The following is a 24,312-nucleotide window of genomic DNA, read 5'->3' as shown; positions in this document are numbered from 1 at the left end:
CAGCCCCTCAGTCCCATTCCAGGCCGCCGCGCCGCCACACGTAGGCGTAGGCGACGAAGACGGTGAGCACGAAGAGCAGCATCTCGACGAGCCCGAAGATCCCCAGGGCGTCGAAGGTGACGGCCCAGGGGTAGAGGAAGACGATCTCGATGTCGAAGACGATGAAGAGCATCGCCGTCAGGTAGTACTTGATGGGGAAGCGACCGCCGCCGGCGGGCATCGGGGTGGGCTCGATGCCGCACTCGTAGGCTTCGAGCTTCGCCCGGTTGTACCGTTTTGGGCCGATCAGCGTGGCCATGACCACGGAGAAGATCGCAAACCCTGCGCCGATGGCGCCGAGCACGAGGATGGGTGCGTACGCATTCACGCTCCTCGCTCCTTCCAGTCGTCCTTGACCGTTGGGCCGCTGCGCCGGCGCCGAGTGCCCCGCCCCTCGAAGGCAGTCCCCGGAAGCGGGGGCCGATCGCATGTGAGGCAGTTCACAAGCCGGACTGGTGCGCATCTTATGCCCGCCGCTCTGTGATCTGCGACACGGGTGCCAACACCGGCTTTGTGATCTCCACCACCTGGCGAACGATCATGAACCCCGATGAGTGGTGATCTTCGCACGCAAGGCATCCACATGATCACCAAAGGTGACATCCGGGCCCGTAGGTGCAGGTGGAAGGCCTGTCGCCCTATCAAACGATGCGCAGTGCAAGCAAATTGGCGCCTGAGCTGCCCAAGTGATAAGGGAGCACGCGTCCCTCACCCGGGGGACGCCCCGCGTACGGGAGTGGACACGGTGGCCGGAAGTCGCCGCCGGAGGGGAGCGGGGGGAGATCCTGTGCATCCGTTCACGAACCGCACGGCGCGTTCACGGCCGGATCACGAAGCGGCCACGACGCCCTCGTGGCCACAGGCGGCTGTGACCTGCGTCACGTGGAACGGATGCCGCCGAAAGGGGGCTTGGCCATCTGTGCGGGTCGATGGTAGGCCGTGGATCAATTCGGACTTATTACTGAAACCCCATGATCACAGGCTTGTGAAAGCGTGTCCGTTACGTCCGTTACGGCGTCAATAAGAGGCGCGACGCGCCCGGTTAGCGGCCTCGGCGGGCAACTGTGGCGCAGACCACGTTTCTTGAAGGGAACCCGGCACCCCTGATAGCGGTTGTCCCATGTCCCACACCGCTCACATACCCAGCCACCGGAAGCCCCGCCGCAGCGCCTCGAAGCTCGCGGTCCGCGCCGGAGTTGCCGGTGGCGTCCTCAGCACCCTGGCCATGGCCGGGACCGCGAGCGCGTCGCCGTCCGAGCCCGTGGCCGAGACGACGCTCGAGATGCCGGTCCTCGACCTGGACCTCGGCACCGAAGTCTCCAACGCCGTCAACACGGCCGCCGAGAACACCCGCGTCGCCGCCGTGGAGGCCGCCGTCACCGGCGAGCTGAACGCCCTGGAGGAGAGCGCCCGCACGGGGGCCGCCGCCGAGGCGAAGAAGGCGAAGGAAGACGCCACCAAGGCCGCCGAGCTCAAGGCGAAGCAGGAGGCCGACCGCAAGGCCGAGGCCGAGCGCGCGGGCCGCAGCACCGACCGCACCTCCCTGACCACCGCCTCCGCCGCCGACAACGGCGGTTCCGCCGCCTCCACCGGCTCCACCGCCTCGAAGCCGGCCACCGGCTCGGCGGCAGCCATCGTGAGCTTCGCCCGCGCCCAGATCGGCAAGGCGTACGTGCTCGGCTCCACCGGCCCCACCGCGTACGACTGCTCCGGCCTCGTCCAGGCCGCGTACCGCCAGGCCGGCATCAAGCTGGACCGCGTCTCCCAGGACCAGTCCATGGCCGGCCGCTCGGTCTCGCTGAGCAACCTGCAGCCCGGCGACATCCTGTACTGGGGCGCCAAGGGCAGCGCGTACCACGTCGCCATCTACTCGGGCAACGGCAAGTTCATCGGTGCGCAGAACCCCAGCACCGGCATCGTCGAGCGCAACATGAGCTACGACATGCCGACGGGCGCCGTCCGCGTCCTCTGACCGCACGACCGTCCGCGAGGTCCGGTACTCCCCCGCTCGGGGGCGGAGTACCGGACCTTCGGCATGCCCGCAAGACGGCCCTGAGGGGCCCCGTAGACGTCTGAGAGCCGCCCCCCGGCCCGGGAGCGGCTCTCAGACGCCGCCGAGCGGCCGGCGACCCCCTCAGGCCTTCGGGGCCACCTTCGAGAGGCCGTTGATGATGCGGTCCATCGCGTCGCCGCCCGCCGGGTCGGTCAGGTTCGCCAGCATCTTCAGCGTGAAGCGCATCAGCACCGGGTGCGTCAGGCCGCGCTGCGTGGCGATCTTCATGACCTTCGGGTTGCCGATCAGCTTCACGAAGGCGCGCCCCAGCGAGTAGTAGCCGCCGTAGGTCTCCTTCAGCACCTTCGGGTAGCTGTGCAGGGCCAGCTCGCGCTGCGCCGGAGTGGCCCGGGCGTGGGCCTGCACGATCACCTCGGCCGCGATCTGTCCCGACTCCATCGCGTAGGCGATGCCCTCGCCGTTGAACGGGTTGACGAGCCCGCCCGCGTCACCGACCAGCAGCAGGCCCTTGGTGTAGTGCGGCTGCCGGTTGAAGGCCATCGGCAGCGCCGCGCCGCGGATCGGCTGCGTCATGTTCTCCGGGGTGTAGCCCCAGTCCTCCGGCATGGACGCGCACCAGGCCTTCAGGACCTCGCGCCAGTCCAGCTCCTTGAACGCGGAGGAGGAGTTGAGGATGCCGAGGCCGACGTTGGACGTGCCGTCGCCCATGCCGAAGATCCAGCCGTAGCCGGGCAGCAGCCGGTCCTGCGGACCGCGCCGGTCCCACAGCTCCAGCCAGGACTCCAGGTAGTCGTCGTCGTGCCGCGGCGAGGTGAAGTACGTGCGCACCGCGACGCCCATCGGGCGGTCCTCGCGCCGGTGCAGGCCCATGGCGAGGGACAGCCGCGAGGAGTTGCCGTCCGCGGCGACCACGAGCGGGGCGTGGAAGGTGACCGGGGTCTTCTCCTCGCCGAGCTTGGCCTGCACGCCCGTGATGTGCCCGGTGCGGGGGTCGCGCACCGGCTCGCCGACGTTGCAGCGCTCGTACAGCCGGGCGCCCGCCTTCTGCGCCTGGCGGGCCAGGGTCTCGTCGAAGTCGTCGCGCTTGCGGACGAGTCCGTAGTCCGGGAAGGAGGCGAGTTCCGGCCAGTCCAGCTGGAGCCGCTGCCCGCCGCCGATGATGCGCAGGCCCTTGTTGCGGAGCCAGCCGGCCTCTTCGGAGATGTCGATGCCCATGGCGACCAGCTGCTTGGTGGCCCGGGGGGTCAGACCGTCACCGCAGACCTTCTCGCGCGGGAACGCCGTCTTCTCCAGGAGCAGGACGTCCAGCCCGGCCTTGGCGAGGTAGTGGGCGGTCGTGGAACCGGCGGGCCCGGCCCCGACGACGATCACGTCCGCGGAGTGTTCGGTGAGGGGCTCGGTCACTGCGGGGTCTCCTGGAGGCTCGGTGGAAAGTGCCCGGCGGCACAGGAACATGACGCAGTCTATGCAGCGGCGCGGTACCGGCCGGGCCGAGGGCGTCACCGCTGCGCGGGACCGTCCCCGGCCCCGCCCCGGCCGCGGAAGGGGCTCAGAAGATGCTCAGGCCCGTCAGGGTGGTGAAACGGTCCAGGGCAGCCACGCCGGCCACCGAGTTGCCCCGGGAGTCCAGGCCCGGGCTCCAGACCGCGAGGGTGCAGCGGCCCGGGACCACGGCGATGATGCCGCCGCCCACGCCGCTCTTGCCCGGCAGGCCCACGCGGTACGCGAACTCGCCCGCCGCATCGTACGTACCGCAGGTCAGCATCACCGCGTTGACCTGCTTCGCCTCGCTGCGCGTGAGGAGGCGCGAGCCGTCCGCGCGGAGGCCGTGGCTGGCCAGGAAGCGGCCGGCCAGGGCCAGGTCGGCGCAGCTCATCTCGATGGAGCACTGCCAGAAGTAGTGCTCCAGCAGCGCCGGCACCGGATTGTCGATGTTGCCGTAGGAGGACATGAAGTGGGCCACCGCCGCGTTGCGGTCGCCGTGTTCCTGTTCGGACGCCGCGACGTCGGCGTCGAAGCCGAGGTCCGGGTTGCCGCTCTCCTGCCGGAGGAAGTCGAGGAGTTCGCTGCTCGCGTCGCCCGTCAGGGTCTGGAGCCGGTCGGTGACGACGAGCGCGCCCGCGTTGATGAACGGGTTGCGCGGGATGCCGTTCTCGTACTCCAGCTGCACCAGGGAGTTGAAGGGGTTGCCCGACGGCTCCCGGCCCACGCGCTCCCACAGGCTGTCCCCGCCCTCCGCGAGGGCGAGGGCCAGGGCGAAGACCTTCGTGACGGACTGGGCGGAGAAGGGGGTGCGCCAGTCGCCGACCCCGAAGACGTTGCCGTCGAGGTCGGCGAGGGCCATGCCGAACTGCCGCGGGTCGACCTTGGCCAGCGCCGGTATGTACTCGGCGGGCGTGCCGCTGCCCACCAGGGGGGAGACGTCGGCCGCGATTCGCTCCAGCAGCCCTTGGTAGTCCATGGACGGTTACGCCTTGACCCCGCGGTGCAGCGCCACGATGCCGCCGCTCAGGTTCCGCCAGGCCACCTTCGACCAGCCGGCCTTCCGCAGGAGGGCCGCCAGCGCCGGCTGGTCGGGCCATTCGCGGATGGACTCGGCGAGGTAGACGTACGCGTCCGGGTTGGAGGACACCGCGCGGGCGACGGGCGGCAGGGCCCGCATCAGGTACTCGGTGTAGACGGTCCGGAAGGGGGCCCAGGTGGGCTGCGAGAACTCGCTGATCACGACCTGGCCGCCGGGCTTGGTCACCCGGTACATCTCGCGCAGCGCGCCGTCGGTGTCCTGGACGTTGCGCAGCCCGAAGGAGATCGTCACGGTGTCGAAGACGTCGTCCTTGAAGGGGAGCCGCGTCGCGTCGCCCGCCGTCAGCGGCAGCCACGGGTTGCGCTTCTTGCCCTCGCGGAGCATGCCGAGGGAGAAGTCGCAGGGGACGACGTACGCGCCGGTCGCGGCGTACGGGAGGGACGAGGTCGCGGTGCCCGCGGCCAGGTCGAGCACCATCTGGCCGGGGCGGGCGGCGACCGCCCGGGCGGCCTCCTTGCGCCACAGGCGCGCCTGGCCGAGGGACAGGACGTCGTTGGTGAGGTCGTAGTTCGCGGCCACCCCGTCGAACATGGAGGCGACTTCGTGCGGCTGCTTGTCCAGGGAAGCCCTTGTCACTGGCGTTGGCCCCTCGGTGCTCGGTGTGTCTGCGTGGACGGGTACACCGTCATCCTCTCAGGCCGCCGGCCCCGGCGGACCGCTGCCCCGGCCCGGCCGGAATTCCGGCGGATCCGGACCGGAACCGGGCAGACTGGGCCGGACAATCCGAACAAAGGGTCTACGGATGCCGACAGACCGGTCAGTGAGCGCTCGGCGGGCCGGGCGGCGCGGGCGACTGCGCCGCACGGTCCTGTGGTCGGCGGCGCTGGCCGCCCTCTCGGTGGCCGCCTTCCGGCTCGGGCCGCGGGAGGGCGGGGCCACCGGCGGGCCGGGGGGCCCGCCCCCGCCGCCCGGGCGGGCGGCCCCGGTGCCGGTGGGGTTCACCGCCTCATCCGCCGCCGGCCTGGTCCAGGGCGAGGGGCGTCCGCTGCGCTGGCGGGTGGAGGCGGAGAACGGCAGCGGGATCGATCCGGACGCCGCCGCCCGGACCGTCGAGGGGATACTCGGGGACCGGCGCGGCTGGATACGCGACCCCGCCCACGGCTTCCGGCTGGCCGGCCCCGGGGAACCGGTGGACTTCACCGTGCGGATCGCCGCGCCCGCCACCAGCGACCGGCTGTGCGGGGTGGTCACTCCCGAGCTGATCGGGGAGGCCAACTGCCGGGTCGGTCACACGGTCGTGGTGAACCTCAAGCGCTGGCAGGAGGGCTCGCCCCGGTTCCGCGGCCCGCTCGCCGAGTACCGGGCGCTGATCGTCAACCACGAGGTGGGCCACGAACTCGGCCGCGCGCACGAGACCTGCCCGCGCCCCGGCGCCCCAGCCCCGGCGATGATGCAGCAGATCAAGGGCCTGCGGGGGTGCACGTCCAACGCGTGGCCGTACGGCGCCGACGGGACGTACCTGGGCGGACCGCCCGTCCCGTGAGCCGGGGCGCGCCGTCACAGCACCCCCGGGCCGGGCCTCCGATGCCGCCGCTCAGCGCCGCCGGTGCAGCAGCCGGCCGGAGATGACCGTGGCCACGCAGGTGGTCGCCCCGCGCTCCAGCAGCTCGGTCTCGTCCGCGACCGCGAAGACCGCGAACCGGGCCGCGGCGCCCGCCTCCAGCACCCCGTGGAAGGCCTGCCCGGCCGACTCCCGCCCGGCGAGCGGGTCCAGGGCGGGCGTGCCCTCGTACGGGGCGGGCGGTACCACGGCCAGGCCCGAGCGGGTCACCGCCGTGCGGACGGAGGCGGTGGTGAAACGCCCCGCCACCGCCACCACCCCGCGCGCGAGCAGCTTCTGCGTGCCCCGGCGGGCGCTGTTGCCCCAGCAGGACTCGGTGATCTTCAGCGCGTCGAGGGCCGCGGCCCCGGTGATCGGGGCCGCGCCGAGCTCGGTGACCTCGTACGGGTCGTCCGGGTAGTACGTGCGCTCCAGCAGCTCGTCAGCGCCGCGGGCGAGCAGCCCCGGGGTCAGCACGCCGGGCCAGCGGCGGACCCGGGCGTGCGGCGCCGCCGCGCCGAGTTCCCCGTACGGGCCCACCCGGACGATCCGGTCGCCCTCGACCAGGACCGCGCCGTCCTCCAGCGGTACGGCGCCCGGTCCCGTGACGAGGAGGCCGGCGGTGTGCAGCGTCAGCATCGGGCGTCAGTTCGTGGAGATGAGCTTCAGCTCGGGGTGCGCGGTGCCGCCCTCGATGGCGGTCGAGGAGATGTGCGAGACCACGCGGTCGTCGACCGGGTCATCCGCCGGGTCGTCGTGTACCACGATGTGCTCGTACGTGGTGGCGCGCTGCGCGGGGACGCGGCCCGCCTTGCGGATCAGGTCGATGATCTCCTGGCGGTTCGAGCGGTGCTTGGCACCGGCCGAGGAGACCACGTTCTCCTCCAGCATGATCGAGCCGAGGTCGTCGGCGCCGTAGTGCAGGGCGAGCTGCCCCGCCTCCTTGCCGACCGTGAGCCAGGAACCCTGGACGTGGGCGATGTTGTCGAGGAAGAGCCGCGCGATGGCGATCATGCGCAGGTACTCGAAGACGGTCGCCTGGGTCCGGCCCTTGAGGTGGTTGTTCTCGGGCTGGTACGTGTACGGGATGAAGGCGCGGAAGCCGCCCGTGCGGTCCTGGGTGTCCCGGATCATCGCGATGTGCTCGATGCGCTCGGCGTTGGTCTCGCCGGTGCCCATCAGCATGGTGGAGGTGGACTCCACGCCCAGCCGGTGGGCGATCTCCATGATCTCCAGCCAGCGCTCGCCGGACTCCTTCAGGGGGGCGATCGCCTTGCGCGGGCGCTCGGGGAGGAGTTCGGCGCCGGCGCCGGCGAAGGAGTCGAGGCCGGCGGCGTGGATGCGCTGGATGGCTTCCTCGGCGGAGACGCCCGAGATGCGGGCCATGTGTTCGACCTCGGACGCGCCGAGGGAGTGGATGACCAGCTGCGGGAAGTCCTTCTTGATCGCCGAGAAGTGGTGCTCGTAGTACTCGACGCCGTAGTCCGGGTGGTGCCCGCCCTGGAACATGATCTGGGTGCCGCCCAGCTCCACGGTCTCCGCGCAGCGGCGCAGGATGTCGTCGAGGTCGCGGGACCAGCCCTTCTTCGTGTCCTTGGGGGCCGCGTAGAAGGCGCAGAACTTGCACGCCGTGACGCACACGTTCGTGTAGTTGATGTTGCGCTCGATGATGTACGTCGCGATGTGCTCCGTACCGGCGTAGCGGCGGCGGCGCACCGCGTCGGCGGCCTGGCCGAGCGCGTGCAGCGGGGCGTGCCGGTAGAGGTCGAGGGCCTCTTCCTTGGTGATCCGGCCCCCTGCGGCGGCGCGGTCGAGGACGGACTGGAGTGCGGCCGGGTCGGTCACCGGTGGATCACCTTTCGGCGGTGTGTCAGGGTTCCGGACCGATCCAGCCTACGCCAGGGGCCGTGCGCCGCTTTCAGGGCGGGGGTCACGGGCTGCGGGTGAGGTCTCCCTCGGGGTTCCCGGCGGGCACGTCCCCCGACTTGTAGTGCAGGGTTCCGTTCTCGTTGAGGGTGAAGCGCTCGTCGGAGGAACCGTTGGAGCAGATGCCCGGTGCCGGGTTGGGGCCGCCGGCGGTGTCGAGGACGAGGGAGCGGTCGGTGGCGGAGGCGAGCTTCCAGTCGCCGCTGCAGTCGGTGCCGAGCAGGTCGATGACCGACTTGTCCCGGGCGACGACCTCGCCGACCTTCCCGGCCCTGATGGTGATCTCGAACTTGCTGGGGACGCCCATGCGGGCGGTGACGACCGTGCCCTTCCAGGTGCCGACGAGTTCCTTGGGGACGTCGTTGCGGGTCCCCTTGGGCGGGGCCGCCGAAGCGGACGCCGACGGCTGGGCGGAGTCCGGTGCGGAGCCCGCCGGGTTCGGGGCCGTGGTCTTCGGGGGATTGCCGTGGGCCGCGTCCCGGCCTTCCTCCCGGCCCCCCGGCAGCAGGCCCAGGCCGTACAGCCCGCCGGACACGGCCGCGAGCACGGCGGCCGCGCCGAGCACCAGGGTGCAGCTGAAGCGGCGGCCGGCCGCGCTGAGGGTGACCCCGCGGCCGCCGGCGTCGGCCGCGGTGCGCTGCTGCGGGACGCCGCCGCCCGCGCCGCCGCCGGCCGTCTCGGTCGGGGCGCCGTACACCCCGCCGCCGGCGTACCCGCCCGGGGTCCCGTACGACGGGTCGGGCGTCCCGAAGCCGACGCCGGCGGGCCCGCCGGTGGACCCGCCCGTGAACGGAACCGGCCCGGACCCGGACCCGGCGGCGTACCCGGAACCGGACCCGGACCCGGAGCCGGTCTCGGTGGCGGGCGGGGCCGCGTACCCGGCGGCGTACCCGGCCGGGGTGCCGGAACCGGAGTCGTCGGCGTCCAGGTCCAGCAGGGCCACCGCCGCCCGGCTCGCCTCCTCCACCAGCGGCGCCGGAAGCCACCCCGGCGTGCCCAGCGCCCCGCCCAGGGCCCGCGCGAGGGCCTCGGGCGCCGGACGCTCGGAGGCCGTCTTGGCCAGGCACGCGCCGATCAGCTCGCGCAGCTGCCCGGCGGGGATCCCGCCGAGCTCCGGCGGCTCGTGGACCACCTTGTAGAGGAGGGTCGCGGAGTTGTCCCCGCTGAAGGGCGGCCGGCCCGTCGCCGCGAAGGCCAGGACCGCACCCAGGGAGAAGACGTCCGACGCACCGGTGACGCCCTTGCCGAGGATCTGTTCCGGGGACATGTAGCCGGGCGAGCCGACGGAGACCCCGGTGGAGGTCAGCGAGGCGGTCCCGTCCGTGGCCCGGGCGATCCCGAAATCGATCAACCGCGGTCCGTCGAGGGTCAGCATCACGTTGGAGGGCTTCACGTCGCGGTGGACCAGGCCCAGGGCGTGCACCGCCACCAGCGCGCGGGCCAGCCCCCCGCCGACCGCGCGCACCGAGGTCTCGGGCAGCGGCCCGTGCCCGGCCACGGCCCGGTCGAGGGAGGGTCCCGCCACGTACCCGGTCGCGACCCACGGCACGGCCGCCTCCGGGTCGGCGTCCAGCACGGGCGCGGTCCACTCCCCGCCGACCCGCCGGGCGGCCTCCACCTCGCGGCGGAAACGGGCGCGGAACTCCCGGTCGGAGGCGAAGTGCGGGTGCACGATCTTGACGGCGACGGTCCGGCCGCCGGCGCTGCGCCCCAGATAGACCCGCCCCATGCCGCCCGCGCCGAGCCGGCCGAGCAGCCGGTAAGCGCCGATGGTGCGCGGCTCGCCGGCTTCCAGCGGCTGCATCGCGTCCCCCGTCCCCCGAGATCCGTGTGGTGCGAACAGACAGAACCTTAGGGGGCGGCGGGGGCGCGTTCCCGCCGAATACCTTCCGCTTCCCGCGGTCCCGTTCGCATTCGCCTTCGAGCGACGTGAATACGAAAGGGGAACGAATTCCCGGCAAACGGAACATTCCTCTGGGAGAAGCGGAAGGCCCGCACCGATATCGCCATCAGCGATCCGGCGCGGCAGCCTTCAGCAGCTCCACGACGACGTCCTCGTCGTACCCGGTGTCGCCTCCGGTCCGGCGCGCGAATTCGCGTACGCCGGCCAGCTGGTCGGGACCGAAGCGGAAGTCCAGGGTGGTGAAGTAGCGCTGGAGCAGCTCGGCGTCGAAGGCCTCCCAGCGGGCGGCCTGCTCGGCGACCTTGACGACCTCCTCCAGGGAGACGTCCCGGGAGGCGAGGAACGCCTGGTGGACCTCCCGCACGACCAGGGGCTCGCGCTCCAGGTAGTCCTTGCGGGCGGCCCAGACGGCGAAGACGAAGGGCAGCCCCGTCCACTCCTTCCACATGTGGCCCAGGTCGTGCACGGTCAGCCCGAGCCGGGGCGCGTCGTGCAGCGAGGCGCGCAGCGCGGCGTCGCCGATCAGCACCGCCGCGTCGGCCTCCTGCATCATCACCCCCAGGTCAGGGGGGCAGGTGTAGTAGTCGGGCCGGACTCCGTACTGCTCGGCGAGCAGCAGCTGGGCCAGGCGCACGGAGGTGCGGGAGGTCGAGCCCAGGGCGACGCGGGCGCCGTCCAGCCGCTCCAGCGGGACCTGCGAGACGATCACGCAGGACATGACGGGCCCGTCGCAGCCGACCGCCAGGTCGGGGAAGGCCACGAGCCGGTCGGCGTTGCGGAGGAACTCCACGAGGGTGATGGGGGCGATGTCCAGGTCGCCCTGGACGAGCCGCTCGCTCAGCTTCTCCGGGGTGTCCTTGGTCAGCTCCATGTCCAGCAGCGTGCCGGTTCGGGCCAGCCCCCAGTAGAGGGGCAGGCAGTTCAGGAACTGGATGTGGCCGACGCGGGGCCGGCTGCGATAGACGTCCACATCGCGAGACTAGCGTCGGTTCTCCGTCAGCGATCGAGCGGGGCTCAAACGTCCGGGTGACGTGATCTTTCCCTCTGGTCTCGGCCCGAGGGTGCGTGCTAGGCTCGACGCAAGTTGCAGTTTGGTTTCCCTTGCAGTACGAGGCCTGCGGAGCATGTAACCCGCAGGCTTTTGTAGTTTTCAGACTTCTTAGCAGGTTCTGGAGCAGGGCGACCCTTTGGCCCATAGGAGGGCTCATGGCTACCGGAACCGTGAAGTGGTTCAACGCTGAAAAGGGCTTCGGCTTCATCGCCCAGGACGGCGGCGGCCCGGATGTCTTCGTCCACTACTCCGCGATCAACGCCTCTGGTTTCCGCTCCCTCGAGGAGAACCAGCAGGTCAACTTCGACGTCACGCAGGGCCCGAAGGGTCCGCAGGCGGAGAACGTCACCCCGGTCTAGTCGCCAGGCCGACCGGATCGCGGTCGACGTAGCAGTACCCAAGGAGCCCTGCCTCCTCCGTGCGAGCGGAGGGGGCAGGGCTCCTGCCTTTTTCCGTGCGCGGTGTGCGGGCGGCCGGCGGGCGGCCGACGCCGTTCGGGGGGCGCCGCTGGTTCCGCAGGGTGAGTATGCGTCACTTCATGTGTTCATCTCTCCGGCTCCGGGGAGTCTGGGCCCTGGTACCAGCCGCCACGGAAAGGACGCACAGCACATGAGGAAGATCGCTTGGGCCGCACGAGGCATCTCCGCCGCTACGGGGGCACTGCTCCTCGGGGCCCTGATGGCCCCGGCCGCGGCTGCCACCGGCGGTCCCGCGCCGGAGCCGGACCCCCACGCCAAGAGGAAGTGCGGTCCGGTGGCGCGCCACGTCGCCTCCGCCGCCCCCGACTTCGCCTTCGCCCTCGGTACGGTGTTCCGCCTGGCGACCGACCGTGACGGACGCGCCTTCCTCAACGACAGCCGCAACCAGGGCGTGTGGATCGACCTGAAGACCGTCCCGCACGCGCCGAAGTGCGTCGTCGACGTCGCCGTCTCCGTCGAGGAGGCCAACAACGGCCGGCTCACCCTCAGCCTGCTCAGCAAGACCGGCGTGATCTACGAGGCCCGCTGCACCACCAGCTCGACCCCCTTCAGCCCGACGAACCTGGCGGGCACCTGCGGGGTCGGCTTCCAGCCCCTCCAGGCCACCCCGGTATAACGCGCGCCCGCCCGACGCGCCGCAGGACACGACACGGCCGGCCGCCCGGAGGCGGCCGGCCGTGTCGTGCGCGGAGCCCGGTCAGGCCGTGGGGGCGGCGGTGATCTCGATGGTGACGATCAGCTCGGCCTTGTCGGCCGTGAGCAGCCGCAGGTGGTACGTACCCGCGGGAACGCCCTGGGTGAGCAGGTCGGGCAGGACGGCCTTGCCGTCGGCCCCGGTCGCGGGCAGCGCCGCCGTGAACAGCTTCGCTTCGGCCGTGGCGCCCTTGAAGTAGGGGCCCTTGGCGGTCTGCGGGTCCACGGGGGCCCAGACGCCGCCGGTCTTCTCGACGAGCGCGGCGGTGATCCGGGCGCCGGCCACCGGCTTCTCGCCGCGGGCGGCCAGGAACTCCAGGCCCTTGACCGCGGTGCCCGCCTGGACGCGCACCGGGGTGGCGGAGCCGGTGCGGCTCAGCTCGACCGGCACCTCGGCCGGCTTCGCGGTGGTCCTGCCCTCCAGGGCCACGGTGAACTGGCCCTTGGCGTCGTAGGCGGTGGCCCGCAGGGTGAAGGTGCCCGCCTTCGGGCCGGCCTTGAGCCGCGGGGCGGTGGCGATGCCCTCGGCGTCCGTACGGACGACCACGCTCGCCTCGTCGCCGAAGACGAAGCCGGTGCCGCCGGTGGTGTCCTGCTCGACGGCGACGACGACGGCCTGGCCGACGGCCGGCTTGCCGTCGCTGAGCACCGCCTTGAAGCGGGTGCCGTCCGCGAAGAGGCTGCCGGCCTCGGCCTCCAGCTTCGCGTCGCCGACCCGCTCCAGCTTGGCCAGGGTGGCGGGCGCCGGCGTCGGCTTGGACGGCTCCGGCGTCGGCGTCGGCTTCGTCGGCTCCGGCGTCGGGGTGGGCTTCGGCTTCGGGGTCTGGCTGCCCGGGTCGGCCGGCTTCGTCGCGGGCGGCCGCGGCGTGGGGACGTGCGGGGTGGGGATGCTCGGCGTGGGCGGCGTCGGGTAGTTGCCGACGGGCGGGTTCGGGATGCCGGCCGTGCCGCCCTGCTGGTACTGGCGCATGTAGCCGAGCACGGAGTTCACGTACTCGCGCGACTGGTTGTAGCTGAGGACGGCCTTGTCGAGGTCGGCCGGGAGCGAGAGGTCCTTGCCGCCGGAGCAGAGGTAGAGCCCCGCGCCGAGCGCCGCGTCGTAGATGTTGTTCGCGTCGCGCTTGCCGTCGCCGTTGCCGTCGGCCTTCCAGGTGGCCCAGGTGGAGGGGATGAACTGGAGCGGGCCGAAGGCGCGGTCGAATTCGGTGTCGGCGTCGAACTCGCCCTTGTCGGTGTCCAGGATCCTCGCGTAGCCGTTGCCGTCCAGGCGCGGGCCGCGGATCGGCTTCTCGGTGGTGCCGTCGGTCTTGAGGCCGTAGCCGGACGCGTGCACCGACTCGACGCGGCCTATGCCGGCGACCAGCGCCCAGGACAGGTTGCACTTGGGGAGGGCGGCGGCCACGGCCACCTCGGCACGCTTGTAGGCGTCGAGGGCGGTCGCGGGTATGCCGGAGGCGCCCTCGGCGACGGTGCCGCCCGTACCGGCGGCGGGCGGGACCACCGGGTCCGCGAGCTGCCCGGGCAGGTCGAGGCGGGCGTCACCGCGGTCGGCGGCCTGCGGGCTGTCGGGCGTGGGCTCGGCCTCTCCGGCGCCGGCGACCGGGGTGTTGGTCACGACGGCGGCGGTGGTCAGACTGGCCGCGAGCGCGGCGGTGCACAAGACCTTGCGCGAGGTGTTGACTACATGGCGGTGAAGCGGCTTCACGGTGCGGCGATCCCCCCAAGGCGGCCGTCAAAGGCGGGCGGCCGGTCGGGCCGCGATTCTTCTGTCTATCAGGTATTCCGATACGACTCACCGGCGCCCCCGGAGATATGACGCACCATTCGTCTCGGCTTCACCCGGCTGTGGCCCAGGACGTCCAGCCCCGCTCCGGCGGCGCTCCGGCCCGGCCCGGGAGAGGACCGGCGCCCTTGTCCGTAACACCCCGAAGGCCCGCACCGTTACGGAACCCCACCCTTTGTCCCGGATGTAGGGCGAGCGGCAGCGGGGACGGCCGGTCACCCGCCCCCGGGCCTTCGCCCGGCCGGTCGCGGAGGGGCGCGCGCGCCGATTCGGAACGGGAGTTGTCGTCGGAGCCTGATACGTTCAGGCCGATCGAGCGCACTGGTGTTCGGCACCCCTCTTCCGTGAGCCCTTCCGTGAGAACGCCCGGAAGCGGAACCGGATTCGGGACCGGTCCGGGGGTCCCGCCCGTCGCCGCTCCCCGCCGTCGCCGAATACCGAAGGCCCGCCCATGAGCACTCCGCCGCCGAACCCCTACTCCGGAGCCCCCGTTCCGCCGAACCCGCACCCCGGCGCCCCGGCCGGACAGAACCCGTACGGGCCGCCGCCGGCGGGCCCGAACCCGTACGGGCAGGCCCCGTACGGACAGCCCGACGCGGGTGGCCACCCCGCCCCCGGCCACCCCGCCCCCGACTACCCCGCCCCCGGCCACCCGCAGTACGCGGCCCCGTACCCGCACGCCCAGGTGCCCGGCTGCCGCAACTGCGGGGCCGCGGAGACGGCGAACTTCGCGGTGCGCGCCCACGTGGGCGTACTGATCCTGATGCGCTTCCACACCCTCAACGGGCCCTTCTGCCGCCGGTGCGCCCGCTCGCTGATCCGGACCATGACCACCAAGACCCTGTGCCAGGGCTGGTGGAGCCCCTTCTCGTTGGCGATCTTCACGCCCTTCACCCTGCTGTGGAACCTGTTCGCCTCGATGAAGTACGCCAAGCTCCCGGAGCCGACCCCCGCGCCGGGCCGGCAGCCGCTGGAGGAGGGTCCGCCGGTGCACGCGCGCCCGCTCGCCTACGTGGCGATCATCCCGCTGCTCTGGGCCGCCTGGGTCGCCGTGAACATCTTCCTGGACGCCACCGGCCGCCGCTGAGCCCCGCCGGGGCGGCCACGGCCCCGCCCCTTCACACCGGGACCCCGCACCCCTACCCTGACGGTCCGTCAGATGCATGGATCCGAGCCGCCCGGGAGCGCGTGATGCTGCTGCGAGGGAAGACCGTCGTCGTCTCCGGTGTGGGGGCCGGGCTCGGCCACCAGGTGGCCGCCGCCGTGGTGCGCGACGGCGGCAACGCCGTCCTCGGGGCGCGCACCGAGGCCAATCTGGTCAAGTCCGCCGCCGAGATCGACCCCGCCGGGGCCCACACCGCCCACCTGCCCACCGACATCTCCGACGAGCGGCAGTGCGAGGCCCTCGCCGCGCTCGCCCGCGAGCGCTTCGGCGGGATCGACGCCGTGGTGCACGTCGCCGCCTGGGACTCGTACTTCGGCGGCCTGGAGGACGCCGACTTCGGGACCTGGCAGCAGATCCTCGACGTGAACCTGCTGGGCACCCTGCGCATGACCCGGGCCTGCCTGCCCGCCCTCAAGGCGGGCGGCGGCTCCGTGGTCCTCATCGGCACCCAGTCCGCCGTCGCCGCGCCCAGCGAGGTCCGCCAGGCCGCGTACGCCGCCTCCAAGGGCGCGCTGACCTCCGCCATGTACTCCCTGGCGCGGGAGCTCGGCCCGCACCGGATCCGCGTCAACACCGTGCTCCCCGGCTGGATGTGGGGCCCGCCCGTGCAGGCCTTCGTCACCTTCACCGCCCACGCCGAGGGCGTCCCCGAGGCCGAGGTGCTCCGGCGCCTGACCGGCCGGACGGCCCTGCCCGACCTCGCCACCGACGGCGACGTCGCCGACGCCGCCGTCTTCCTCGCCTCCGACCGGGCGCGGGCGATAACCGGCCAGTCCCTGCTGGTCAACGCCGGTGAGCTGATGCGATGACGCCCTCCACCGGTGTCCGGGCGGATCGTATGCTCGCCCCATGACCACTCCGAGTGACGCTCCGACCGACAACGCGATGCGCCGTGCGCTGCGGCGGGCCCGCGACGGCGTCGCCCTCGACGCGACCGAGGCGGCCGTGCTCCTCCAGGCACGCGGCCCGGCCCTGGAGGACCTGGCCGCCTCCGCCGCCCGGGTCCGCGACGCGGGCCTGGCGGCCGCCGGCCGGCCGGGCGTGATCACGTACTCGAAGAGCGTGTTCATCCCCCTCACCCGTCTGTGCCGCGACAAGTGCCACTACTGCACCTTCGCCACCGTCCCCGGCAAGCTGCGCCGCGCGGGCCACGGGATGTTCATGTCCCCGGACGAGGTCCTCGACATCGCCCGCCGCGGTGCCGCGCTCGGCTGCAAGGAAGCGCTCATCACCCTCGGCGACAAGCCCGAGGACCGCTGGCCCGAGGCGCGCGAGTGGCTGGAGGCCCACGGCTACGACGACACGATCTCCTACGTGCGGGCCGTGTCCATCCGCATCCTGGAGGAGACCGGGCTGCTGCCCCACCTCAACCCCGGCGTGATGTCGTGGTCGGACTTCCAGCGCCTCAAGCCCGTCGCCCCCTCCATGGGGATGATGCTGGAGACCACCGCCACCCGTCTGTGGTCCGAGCCCGGCGGCCCGCACCACGGCTCCCCGGACAAGGAGCCGGCGGTCCGGCTGCGCGTCCTGGAGGACGCCGGACGCTCCTCGGTCCCCTTCACCTCCGGGCTGCTGATCGGCATCGGGGAGACGTACGAGGAGCGCGCCGACTCGCTCTTCGCGCTGCGCCGGATCTCCCGGGCCTACCACGGCATTCAGGAGCTGATCATCCAGAACTTCCGCGCCAAGCCGGACACGGCCATGCGCGGCATGCCGGACGCCGAACTGGACGACCTCGTCGCCACGATCGCCGTCGCCCGGCACATCATGGGTCCCTCGGCCTGCCTCCAGGCCCCGCCCAACCTGGTCGACGGGGAGTACGCGCGGCTGATCGGCGCCGGCATCGACGACTGGGGCGGGGTCTCCCCGCTGACCCCGGACCACGTCAACCCCGAGCGGCCGTGGCCCCAGATCGACCTGCTGGCCCGGCGGTCGGGGGAGGCCGGCTTCGAGCTCCGCGAACGGCTCTGCGCCTACCCGGAGTTCGTGCGCCGCGGCGAGCCGTGGCTGGATCCCCGCCTGCTGCCCCACGTACGGGCCCTCGCGGACCCGGAGACCGGGCTCGCCGATCCGGACGCGGTCGTCGAGGGGCACCCGTGGCAGGAGCCCGACGACTCCTTCGCCGCCTACGGGCGCACCGACCTGCACACCGCCGTCGACACCGAGGGCCGCACCGGCGACCGCCGCGAGGACTTCGACGAGGTCTACGGCGACTGGGAGGCCCTGCGCGAGGCCGCGGCGCCCGGCATGGTGCCCGAGCGCATCGACACCGACGTACGGGCCGCCCTCGCGCGGGCCGCCGACGACCCGGAGCGGCTCACCGACGACCAGGCCCTGGCCCTGCTGCACGCGGACGGCCCGGCACTGGACGCGCTGTGCCGGATCGCGGACGACCTGCGCCGGTCGGTGGTGGGCGAGGACGTCACGTACGTCGTCACGCGGAACATCAACTTCACCAACGTCTGCTACACCGGCTGCCGCTTCTGCGCCTTCGCGCAGCGCCGTACGGACGCCGACGCCTACACCCTGTCCCTGGAGCAGGTCGCCGACCGGGCGGCCCAGGCCTGGGACGTCGGCGCGGTCGAGGTGTGCATGCAGGGCGGGATCCACCCGGACCTGCCGGGGACGGCGTACTTCGACATCGCGAGGACCGTGAAGCAGCGGGTCCCGGGGATGCACGTGCACGCCTTCTCCCCGATGGAGGTCGTCAACGGCGCCACCCGGACGGGGATGTCCGTACGGGACTGGCTGACGGCCGCCAAGGAGGCCGGGCTGGACTCCATCCCGGGCACGGCGGCGGAGATCCTGGACGACGAGGTCCGCTGGGTGCTCACCAAGGGCAAGCTGCCGACGGCCGACTGGATCGACGTGATCACGACCGCGCACGAGCTGGGCATCCGCTCGTCCTCCACCATGATGTACGGGCACGTGGACCAGCCCCGGCACTGGCTCGGTCACTTCCGCACCCTGTCCCGCATCCAGCAGCGGACCGGCGGGTTCACGGAGTTCGTGACGCTCCCCTTCATCCACACCAACGCCCCCGTCTACCTGGCGGGCATCGCCCGGCCCGGGCCGACGGTCCGCGACAACCGGGCGGTCACGGCGATGGCGCGGCTGCTGCTGCACCCGCACATCCCCAACATCCAGACGAGCTGGGTGAAGCTGGGCACGGAGGGCGCGGCCGAGATGCTCCGCTCCGGCGCCAACGACCTGGGCGGGACCCTGATGGAGGAGACCATCTCCCGGATGGCGGGTTCGAGCTACGGCTCGTACAAGTCCGTACGGGACCTGGTCGCGGTCGCGGAGGCGGCCGGCCGCCCCGCGAAGGCCCGTACGACCCTGTACGGGGAGGTCCCGGCGGAACGCCAGGACGCGGCCCGCGCCTCGGACGGTCACCTGCCGGAGCTGCTGCCGGTGCTGGACTGAGCGGGCGGCGGCACGGGGGTGGCCGGGCGGCGGCAGCGCGGCGGCGACCGGGCGGATGGCGAAGCGTGCGGTCGGGCAGCCGCGTGGCCGGATCCGTTCGCATTCCGGCCGTTCTCCGGTCAGTTACGGGCGACGCGACAGAGTGCTTCCGAACGTGACCGAAGCTGTCCACTACAGTGCGCGTCCTGAGCCTGGGGGGGACGGCATGGACACGACGATGAGCACGGTGGACGACGCGGTGGACGCGGTGAACGGCACGGCGGCGGACACGGCGGGGAGCACGACGGGCACGACGACGGGCACGGCCCTGCCGGGGACGGTTCCCGCCGGGGCCGCCACCACCGCCCTGTGGGGCCGCGCCGAACAGCAGGACTTCCGCAGCCGGGTACGCGGCACCCTGCTCGGCTCCGCCGTCGCGGACGCCCTCGGCGCACCCGTCGCCGGCCTCACCCTCGACGCCATCCGCCGCGCCCACGGCCCGGCCGGACTGTCCGCCCCGGCCGCCCCGGCCGCACCGGCCCCGGGCCGCCGCGGCACCGTCACCGCCGCCACGCAGCTGGCCATGTTCACCGTCGACGGCCTGATACGGGCCCACGTGCGCCGCGACTCCGGCGGCTGGCACCCGCCGACCGACGTCCACCGCGCCTACCGCCGCTGGGCCGCGACCCAGCACGACTGGGGCCCCGACGAGCGGCGCGAGGACAACGGCTGGCTCGCCAACGAGGAGTGGCTCTACGCCCGGCGCGCCCCCGAGCGCGCCTGCCTGACCGGCTTCGCCGACGACACCCTCGCCACCCTGGACCGGCCGAAGAACCCGACCGCCCGGGACGCCGCCGCCGCCGTCCGCTCGGCCCCCTTCGGGCTGCTGGTCGGCTGGGAGCCCGCCCTCGTGCTCCAGCTCGCCGTCGAGTGCGCCGTCCAGAGCCACGGCCACCCCGCCGCGTACCTGTCGGCGGGAGCCTTCGCCGTGACCGTCCACGGCCTCACCCGGGGCGAGCCCCTGGACGCCGCCGTCCGGCGCGCCCTCGGCCTGCTCGCCGCCCGCCCCGGCCACGAGCCCGTCACCGAAGCCCTCGGGCGCGCCCTCGCGGCCGTCACCCGGGGCGCGCCCGGCCCCGACTCCGTCGAGTCCCTCGTCCCGGCCGGCGGCGACGGCCGGGCCGCCGAGGACGCCCTCGCCGCCGCCGTCTACTGCGCCCTGGTCGCCGAGGACGTCCCGCACGGCCTGCGCCTGGCCGTCAACCACGGCGGCGACTCCGCCGCCACCGGCGCCCTGTGCGGGGCCCTGCTCGGCGCCCTGCACGGCGAGACGGCCCTCCCGGCGGCCTGGCTGGCCGAACTGGAGGGCCGGGCGACGCTGCTGGAGCTGGCCGACGACTTCGCCCTGGAGATGACCCAGGGCGCCGCCCTGCACGGCCCCGCGGGCTCCGCCCCGGGCTGGCTGGCCCGCTACCCCCGCGGCTGACCCGCCCGGAGCCCGGGGGCGGCTCCCCGGCCCGGGCGCCGGTCAGGCGTGCGGCCGCCTCGGGTGCACCCACAACGCCCGCCCGACACCGCACAGTTCTCCCCCGGCGGTGGCCAGCGCCGTGCCCACCGTGTACTTGCGGCCCTCCCCGCCCAGCAGCCACGCGTACGAGACCAGCCCCCCGGCCGCCGGCACCGGGCGCAGCAGCCGCCCGGTCAGTGACGCCGTCACCGCCCCGGCCGGGCCCCCGCCCGCGCCCAGCAGCCGGCCCGCCGCGTTGCCGGGGCAGTCCAGCGCGGCCCAGGCCAGCTCGGGCGGCAGCAGCCCGCCGCCGTCGAGGAGTCCGGCGTCCGGGGTCCAGGCCGTGGCCACGAGGTCCCGCCCGGGCACCGGCCCGCAGTGCAGCCGCAGCCCCGTCGCCGGGGTCCGGTCCAGCCCGCAGCCGAAGCAGTCGACCTGCCCGTCCGGCGGATCCGCCCGGTAGGCGTCCGCGGCCTTCGAAGCCTCCGCCCAGGACGGGGGCTCGGGCACCTCCCCGTCCGGCGGGGCCACCGCCGACGCGGCGGCGAGCAGCACCCCGTCGGCGTCGAACAGGGCGGCTCCGCCGTCCTCGGCGTGCGGGTCCAGCCGGACCGCCGCCCCGGTCGGTACGGGCCGCCGGAAGTCCACCCGTACCGCCCCGGCGTCCGCCGGCAGCCGCCCGGCGACGCGCTCCGCCAGCAGCCCGGCCACGTATCCGCCGAAGGCCACTCCGGGGTAGCCGTGCAATGCCTCCGGAACCGTGATCGTCTCCATCGAGTCCATGGCGCACACCTCATCACACGCGGCGCGCGGGCCCGCCCCGTGCCCTGCCCTCCGGGCGGGGAAGCCCGTAACTTGGCCCTCCCGACGTCTCGGAGGTGCCCACGCCCATGCGGATCGCCACGACCATCTTCCTCACCGACCGCACCGTCTCCCCCACCCGTCTCGCCCGTTCCCTGGAGCAGCGCGGCTTCTCCGGCCTCTACCTCCCCGAGCACACGCACATCCCCGTCAGCCGGGACACCGACGCCCCGATGGGCGGTGAACTCCCCGAGCAGTACGGGCGCACCCTCGACCCCTTCGTCGCCCTCGGCCAGGCCGCCGCCGTCACCGAGCGCCTCCACCTCGGCACCGGCATCACCCTCGTCGCCCAGCACGACCCCATCGGCCTCGCCAAGCAGGTCGCGACCGTGGACCACCTCAGCGGCGGCCGCCTCACCCTGGGCATCGGGTACGGCTGGAACGTCGAGGAGGCCGCCGACCACGGCGTCGACTGGCGCACCCGGCGCGCACGCGTCCGGGACCACATGGCGCTGATGCGTGCCCTGTGGTCGCCGGAGCCGACCGCGTACGAGGGCCCGTACGCCTCCGTCCGCGCCAGCTCCGCGTACCCCAAGCCGGTCCAGGCGCCGCGCGAACTCGCCCCCGGACAGCCGCTGTACGGGCCGCGCACCCTGATCGGCGGAGCGGCCGGCCCGAAGCTCTTCGCCGCGATCGCCGACCACGCCGACGGCTGGCTCCCCATCGGCGGACGCGGCCTGACCGAGTCGCTGCCGGCGCTGCGGCGGGTCTGGGAGGGCGCCGGGCGCGACCCCAAGACCCTCCAGGTGGTCCCGTACGCCGTCCAGCCGACGCCGGGCAAGCTCGGGCACTACGCCGACCTGGGCATCGAGGAGGTCGTCCTCCAGCTCCCCTCGGCGCGGGAGTCGGAAGTCCTGCGCGCCCTGGACGAGTTCGCCCAGTACCTCTGACCGGCGCCGCGCGGAACCGGACCATCCCGCCCCGGCGTGTCCGTAGGTACCGCCGCCTGCCCGGACGGCTGGTAGCTTGGCCCGTCTTTGGACCGACTCGCCCCTGGGGGACCACCCGTGCACAGCAACCTGCGTATCTCCGTCGCCGCCGCAGCCGGAGTCGCGGCCCTGCTCACCCTGACCGCCTGCGGCAGCGACAGCAAGCCCGCCGGCGACAAGAAGCCGGACGCCGCCGCCTCCGCCCCGACCCCGGCCGCCACGCCCTCGGCGGGCGGCGGCTCGGCCGCGGGTGCGGGCACCCTGGACGGCGGCTGGATCGCCATGGCGACGCCGGGCAAGGGCGTGGTGCTCACCGTCAAGGGCCAGAGGGCGTTCGTGGTCGAGGCCGCCACCGGCCTGACCTGCGAGGGCACCACCAACGGCTCGACCCTGGACCTGAAGTGCCCGGCGGGTGCGACCCGCTCGAAGGGCAAGGTCGACTCGGTCGACGCCACCACCCTGAAGGTCACCTGGGAGGGCGCGGGCCAGGACACCTTCCAGAAGAGCGAGCCGGGCAAGCTCCCCTCGCTCCCGGCCCTGCCGAAGTCGTAGTCCGCGGTACGGACGGGCCGGTCCGCCTCCCCCACCGGGAGGCGGTCCGGTCACGCGTCGGCACCCACGCCTTCGGCTACGGCTCCGGGAGCAGCTGCGGCATCCCCTCCACCAGCACCACGACCGCGACCACCCGGCCGTCCGCGCAGCGGCCCACCCAGACCGGGTAGGTACCGTCCCCGCACGTCGCGAAGGCCACCAGCTCGCCGCCGGTGGCCGTGTCCCACGTGCGCTGCATGAACATGGAGCCGTCGGCGAGGTCCTCGTACCCGTCGAGGTCCGGCTCGCCCTTGACCAGCCCCCGCTCGTAGAGCCCGATGAGCGGCTCGAAGGCGCCCGCGTCGGCGAAGCAGCCCGTGGCACCGTCGGTGTCGAAGCCGGATATCTGGTCCTCGATGAACAGCCGGAGGTCATCGTCCGCGCCGAGGGCCATCTCCCAGGACGCGGCGGGGGTCTCGCTGACGCGCACGCGCACGGCCGTGGGGGCCGTGGTCGTCACCTCTTCGTTGCGCCACTCGCAGTGGTAGGTGTAGCGGACGCGCGCCTCGTCGAGCACGTACTCCCCGGGCGGGACGGGGACGGTGATCGCCGGACCCTCGTCGCAGTTGTCGGGGCCGGAGACGGCCAGCAGTCCGCTGGGCACGCGCAGGGTGCCGGCCCGGCAGGGCTCCACGACGGTCTGCTCGGGGTGGTACCCGTCGGTCACCCGCACCCCCGGCCGGAACAGCTCGCCGATCCGGCCGGGCCGCGCGGGCCGCGGCGGACGCCAGCAGCCGGCGGGCGGGTCACCGTGGCCGCCCTCGCCCGTCGGCTCGACCACCTCGAACACCGGCGGCTCCGTGAGCCCGTGGGTCCCGGCCGAGAGCAGCGGCCACTCCCCGAAGGCGGGCCGGTCCATCCAGCGCTCGTCCTCCCGGAGCCCGGGCGAGGCGCAGTACGACCCCCCGGCATCGCCCCGCGACTCCTCGGTCCGCCTCCCCCGCCCGTCCGGGAGGAGGTCCACGGTGACGCGCGGGCACTCCCTGTCGAACTCCGCCATCTCCGGCCCGGTGTAATTCCAGGCGACGGAGTACCGGCGCAGCAGCCGCGCCGGGTCGTCCAGCAGCCGCAGGTCCAGGTCGTCGGTGCGGCGGCCCTGGGCGTCGTACACCCACAGCCCGACGTAGTGGTCCCGCCAGGAGACGAGCCGGACCTCCAGCGGAGCCTCCCGGCCCGGCTCCCGGTACACCACCACGTACGGCTGCCCGGCCTCGTCCCGCTCCCGGGCCTCCCCGGCGGACACCGGCCCCCAGGCCGCGCGGGCCTCCGGGTCCCACGCCCGCGCGTACGCCACCTCGACCACCATGACGGCTCCTTGCCCCTTTGCCTGTGTGCCGAGCTGCAAGGTAGCCGCCGCCGGTGACAACGGGCCTACCGGGCCGGGTGGTGGGCCAGCTCCGCCCAGACGGTCTTGCCGATGATCCGGTCCATCACCCCCCAGTCGGTCGCGAGGGCCTCCACGATGCGCAGCCCGTACCCCGACTCCGCCTGGCCCGCCTGCGGCCGCACGGCGGGGCGCCGCTCCCGCCGGGGGTCGGACACCTCCAGGCGCAGAACGCCCTCCAGGAGGGTCATGCGCAGCTCGAAGTCCCGCCCGATGACGCGGCCGTGGGTGACGGCGTTGGAGGCGAGCTCCGCGACGAGGAGCCCGGCGTCGGCGGAGAGCGCCGTGCCCTCGGGGACGCCCCAGTCGTGCAGCGAGACGAGGGCGAGCTGCCGTGCGAGGCGTGCGCCCCGGGGGGTGCAGCTGAAACGCTGAGTGAACATGCGTACGACGGCCTGGGGGTGGCCGGAGGGTGCGGTCATGAGGAGAACGTCCCGTGTGGGCAGGGGAGTTCCAAG

Annotated in this window: 22 protein-coding genes; 10 read left to right on the top strand and 12 right to left on the bottom strand. The window is 73.5% G+C overall.

All coding sequences use genetic code 11. The annotated features are described in order from the left end of the window. Positions 1-7: 7 nt before the first annotated feature. Entirely contained in the window at positions 8-367 is a 360-nt protein-coding gene (locus ACFY7H_RS27740) for an NADH-quinone oxidoreductase subunit A (protein WP_249767272.1), read from the bottom strand. Between the two features lie 792 nt (positions 368-1,159). On the opposite strand from ACFY7H_RS27740, the gene ACFY7H_RS27735 reads away from it, so the two are divergent. Then, on the top strand, positions 1,160-2,011 hold the full coding sequence (locus ACFY7H_RS27735) for a C40 family peptidase (RefSeq protein ID WP_388943226.1): 852 nt from the start codon (positions 1,160-1,162) through the stop codon (positions 2,009-2,011). A gap of 162 nt (positions 2,012-2,173) precedes the next feature. On the opposite strand, the gene ACFY7H_RS27730 is transcribed toward ACFY7H_RS27735, so the two are convergent. The 3 genes from ACFY7H_RS27730 to ACFY7H_RS27720 form a co-directional block, all read right to left on the bottom strand. Continuing rightward, complete coding sequence (locus tag ACFY7H_RS27730) at positions 2,174-3,457, bottom strand: geranylgeranyl reductase family protein (RefSeq protein ID WP_388943223.1); 1,284 nt, start codon at positions 3,455-3,457, stop codon at positions 2,174-2,176. Positions 3,458-3,602: 145 nt separating this feature from the next. After that, positions 3,603-4,514 (bottom strand): glutaminase, encoded by a 912-nt coding sequence (locus ACFY7H_RS27725; RefSeq protein ID WP_388943221.1) that lies wholly within the window; start codon positions 4,512-4,514, stop codon positions 3,603-3,605. Between the two features lie 6 nt (positions 4,515-4,520). Next, positions 4,521-5,213 carry a demethylmenaquinone methyltransferase gene (locus tag ACFY7H_RS27720; protein WP_388943218.1) on the bottom strand — a complete coding sequence of 231 codons (693 nt, stop codon included), beginning with the start codon at positions 5,211-5,213 and terminating at the stop codon, positions 4,521-4,523. Positions 5,214-5,397: 184 nt separating this feature from the next. Between ACFY7H_RS27720 and ACFY7H_RS27715 the strand changes: the two genes are divergently transcribed. Further along, positions 5,398-6,120 (top strand): DUF3152 domain-containing protein, encoded by a 723-nt coding sequence (locus tag ACFY7H_RS27715; protein WP_388943215.1) that lies wholly within the window; start codon positions 5,398-5,400, stop codon positions 6,118-6,120. Positions 6,121-6,171: 51 nt separating this feature from the next. On the opposite strand, the gene ACFY7H_RS27710 is transcribed toward ACFY7H_RS27715, so the two are convergent. From ACFY7H_RS27710 to ACFY7H_RS27695, 4 genes are all read right to left on the bottom strand, one after another. Continuing rightward, positions 6,172-6,816, bottom strand: a complete 645-nt coding sequence (locus ACFY7H_RS27710) for a hypothetical protein (protein ID WP_388943212.1) — start codon at positions 6,814-6,816, stop codon at positions 6,172-6,174. Between the two features lie 6 nt (positions 6,817-6,822). Beyond that, on the bottom strand, positions 6,823-8,022 hold the full coding sequence (gene mqnC, locus ACFY7H_RS27705) for a cyclic dehypoxanthinyl futalosine synthase (protein WP_388943209.1): 1,200 nt from the start codon (positions 8,020-8,022) through the stop codon (positions 6,823-6,825). A gap of 85 nt (positions 8,023-8,107) precedes the next feature. Beyond that, positions 8,108-9,907 (bottom strand): serine/threonine-protein kinase, encoded by a 1,800-nt coding sequence (locus ACFY7H_RS27700; protein ID WP_388943206.1) that lies wholly within the window; start codon positions 9,905-9,907, stop codon positions 8,108-8,110. Between the two features lie 205 nt (positions 9,908-10,112). Then, entirely contained in the window at positions 10,113-10,976 is an 864-nt protein-coding gene (locus ACFY7H_RS27695; protein ID WP_388943204.1) for a menaquinone biosynthetic enzyme MqnA/MqnD family protein, read from the bottom strand. 236 nt (positions 10,977-11,212) lie between these two features. On the opposite strand from ACFY7H_RS27695, the gene ACFY7H_RS27690 reads away from it, so the two are divergent. Continuing rightward, entirely contained in the window at positions 11,213-11,416 is a 204-nt protein-coding gene (locus ACFY7H_RS27690) for a cold-shock protein (RefSeq protein ID WP_003984261.1), read from the top strand. A 250-nt stretch (positions 11,417-11,666) separates the two neighbouring features. Next, positions 11,667-12,152, top strand: a complete 486-nt coding sequence (locus ACFY7H_RS27685; protein ID WP_388943200.1) for a hypothetical protein — start codon at positions 11,667-11,669, stop codon at positions 12,150-12,152. Between the two features lie 81 nt (positions 12,153-12,233). Here the strand turns inward: ACFY7H_RS27685 and ACFY7H_RS27680 are convergent, their stop codons facing one another. Beyond that, positions 12,234-13,934, bottom strand: a complete 1,701-nt coding sequence (locus tag ACFY7H_RS27680; protein WP_388943197.1) for a lytic transglycosylase domain-containing protein — start codon at positions 13,932-13,934, stop codon at positions 12,234-12,236. A gap of 529 nt (positions 13,935-14,463) precedes the next feature. Here ACFY7H_RS27680 and ACFY7H_RS27675 point away from each other — a divergent pair. The 4 genes from ACFY7H_RS27675 (at position 14,464) to ACFY7H_RS27660 (ending at position 20,068) form a co-directional block, all read left to right on the top strand. After that, the gene (locus tag ACFY7H_RS27675; protein ID WP_388943195.1) at positions 14,464-15,099 is read left to right on the top strand and encodes a hypothetical protein; all 636 of its coding nucleotides are present in this window, start codon (positions 14,464-14,466) and stop codon (positions 15,097-15,099) included. A gap of 104 nt (positions 15,100-15,203) precedes the next feature. Then, positions 15,204-15,986, top strand: a complete 783-nt coding sequence (locus tag ACFY7H_RS27670) for an SDR family oxidoreductase (RefSeq protein WP_388943192.1) — start codon at positions 15,204-15,206, stop codon at positions 15,984-15,986. 40 nt (positions 15,987-16,026) lie between these two features. Then, positions 16,027-18,603, top strand: coding sequence for a bifunctional FO biosynthesis protein CofGH (locus tag ACFY7H_RS27665; protein ID WP_388943190.1), 2,577 nt, complete (start codon positions 16,027-16,029; stop codon positions 18,601-18,603). Positions 18,604-18,949: 346 nt separating this feature from the next. Further along, complete coding sequence (locus ACFY7H_RS27660) at positions 18,950-20,068, top strand: ADP-ribosylglycohydrolase family protein (RefSeq protein WP_388943308.1); 1,119 nt, start codon at positions 18,950-18,952, stop codon at positions 20,066-20,068. Between the two features lie 42 nt (positions 20,069-20,110). On the opposite strand, the gene ACFY7H_RS27655 is transcribed toward ACFY7H_RS27660, so the two are convergent. Next, on the bottom strand, positions 20,111-20,872 hold the full coding sequence (locus tag ACFY7H_RS27655; RefSeq protein WP_388943188.1) for a hypothetical protein: 762 nt from the start codon (positions 20,870-20,872) through the stop codon (positions 20,111-20,113). 107 nt (positions 20,873-20,979) lie between these two features. Here ACFY7H_RS27655 and ACFY7H_RS27650 point away from each other — a divergent pair, with 107 nt between their 5' ends. Both ACFY7H_RS27650 and ACFY7H_RS27645 read left to right on the top strand, forming a co-directional pair. Beyond that, the gene (locus ACFY7H_RS27650; RefSeq protein WP_388943185.1) at positions 20,980-21,840 is read left to right on the top strand and encodes a TIGR03619 family F420-dependent LLM class oxidoreductase; all 861 of its coding nucleotides are present in this window, start codon (positions 20,980-20,982) and stop codon (positions 21,838-21,840) included. A 117-nt stretch (positions 21,841-21,957) separates the two neighbouring features. Next, complete coding sequence (locus ACFY7H_RS27645; protein ID WP_388943182.1) at positions 21,958-22,431, top strand: hypothetical protein; 474 nt, start codon at positions 21,958-21,960, stop codon at positions 22,429-22,431. A gap of 76 nt (positions 22,432-22,507) precedes the next feature. On the opposite strand, the gene ACFY7H_RS27640 is transcribed toward ACFY7H_RS27645, so the two are convergent. Continuing rightward, on the bottom strand, positions 22,508-23,776 hold the full coding sequence (locus ACFY7H_RS27640; protein ID WP_388943180.1) for a DUF4241 domain-containing protein: 1,269 nt from the start codon (positions 23,774-23,776) through the stop codon (positions 22,508-22,510). A 65-nt stretch (positions 23,777-23,841) separates the two neighbouring features. Continuing rightward, positions 23,842-24,276 carry an ATP-binding protein gene (locus ACFY7H_RS27635; protein ID WP_388943178.1) on the bottom strand — a complete coding sequence of 145 codons (435 nt, stop codon included), beginning with the start codon at positions 24,274-24,276 and terminating at the stop codon, positions 23,842-23,844. Positions 24,277-24,312: the final 36 nt, after the last annotated feature.

Source organism: Streptomyces sp. NPDC012794 (genome assembly GCF_042901085.1).
In the GTDB taxonomy this organism is placed as follows: domain Bacteria; phylum Actinomycetota; class Actinomycetes; order Streptomycetales; family Streptomycetaceae; genus Streptomyces.
Note: the sequence above shows the minus strand (reverse complement) of the source record. Positions and strands in the feature narration are given on the sequence as shown.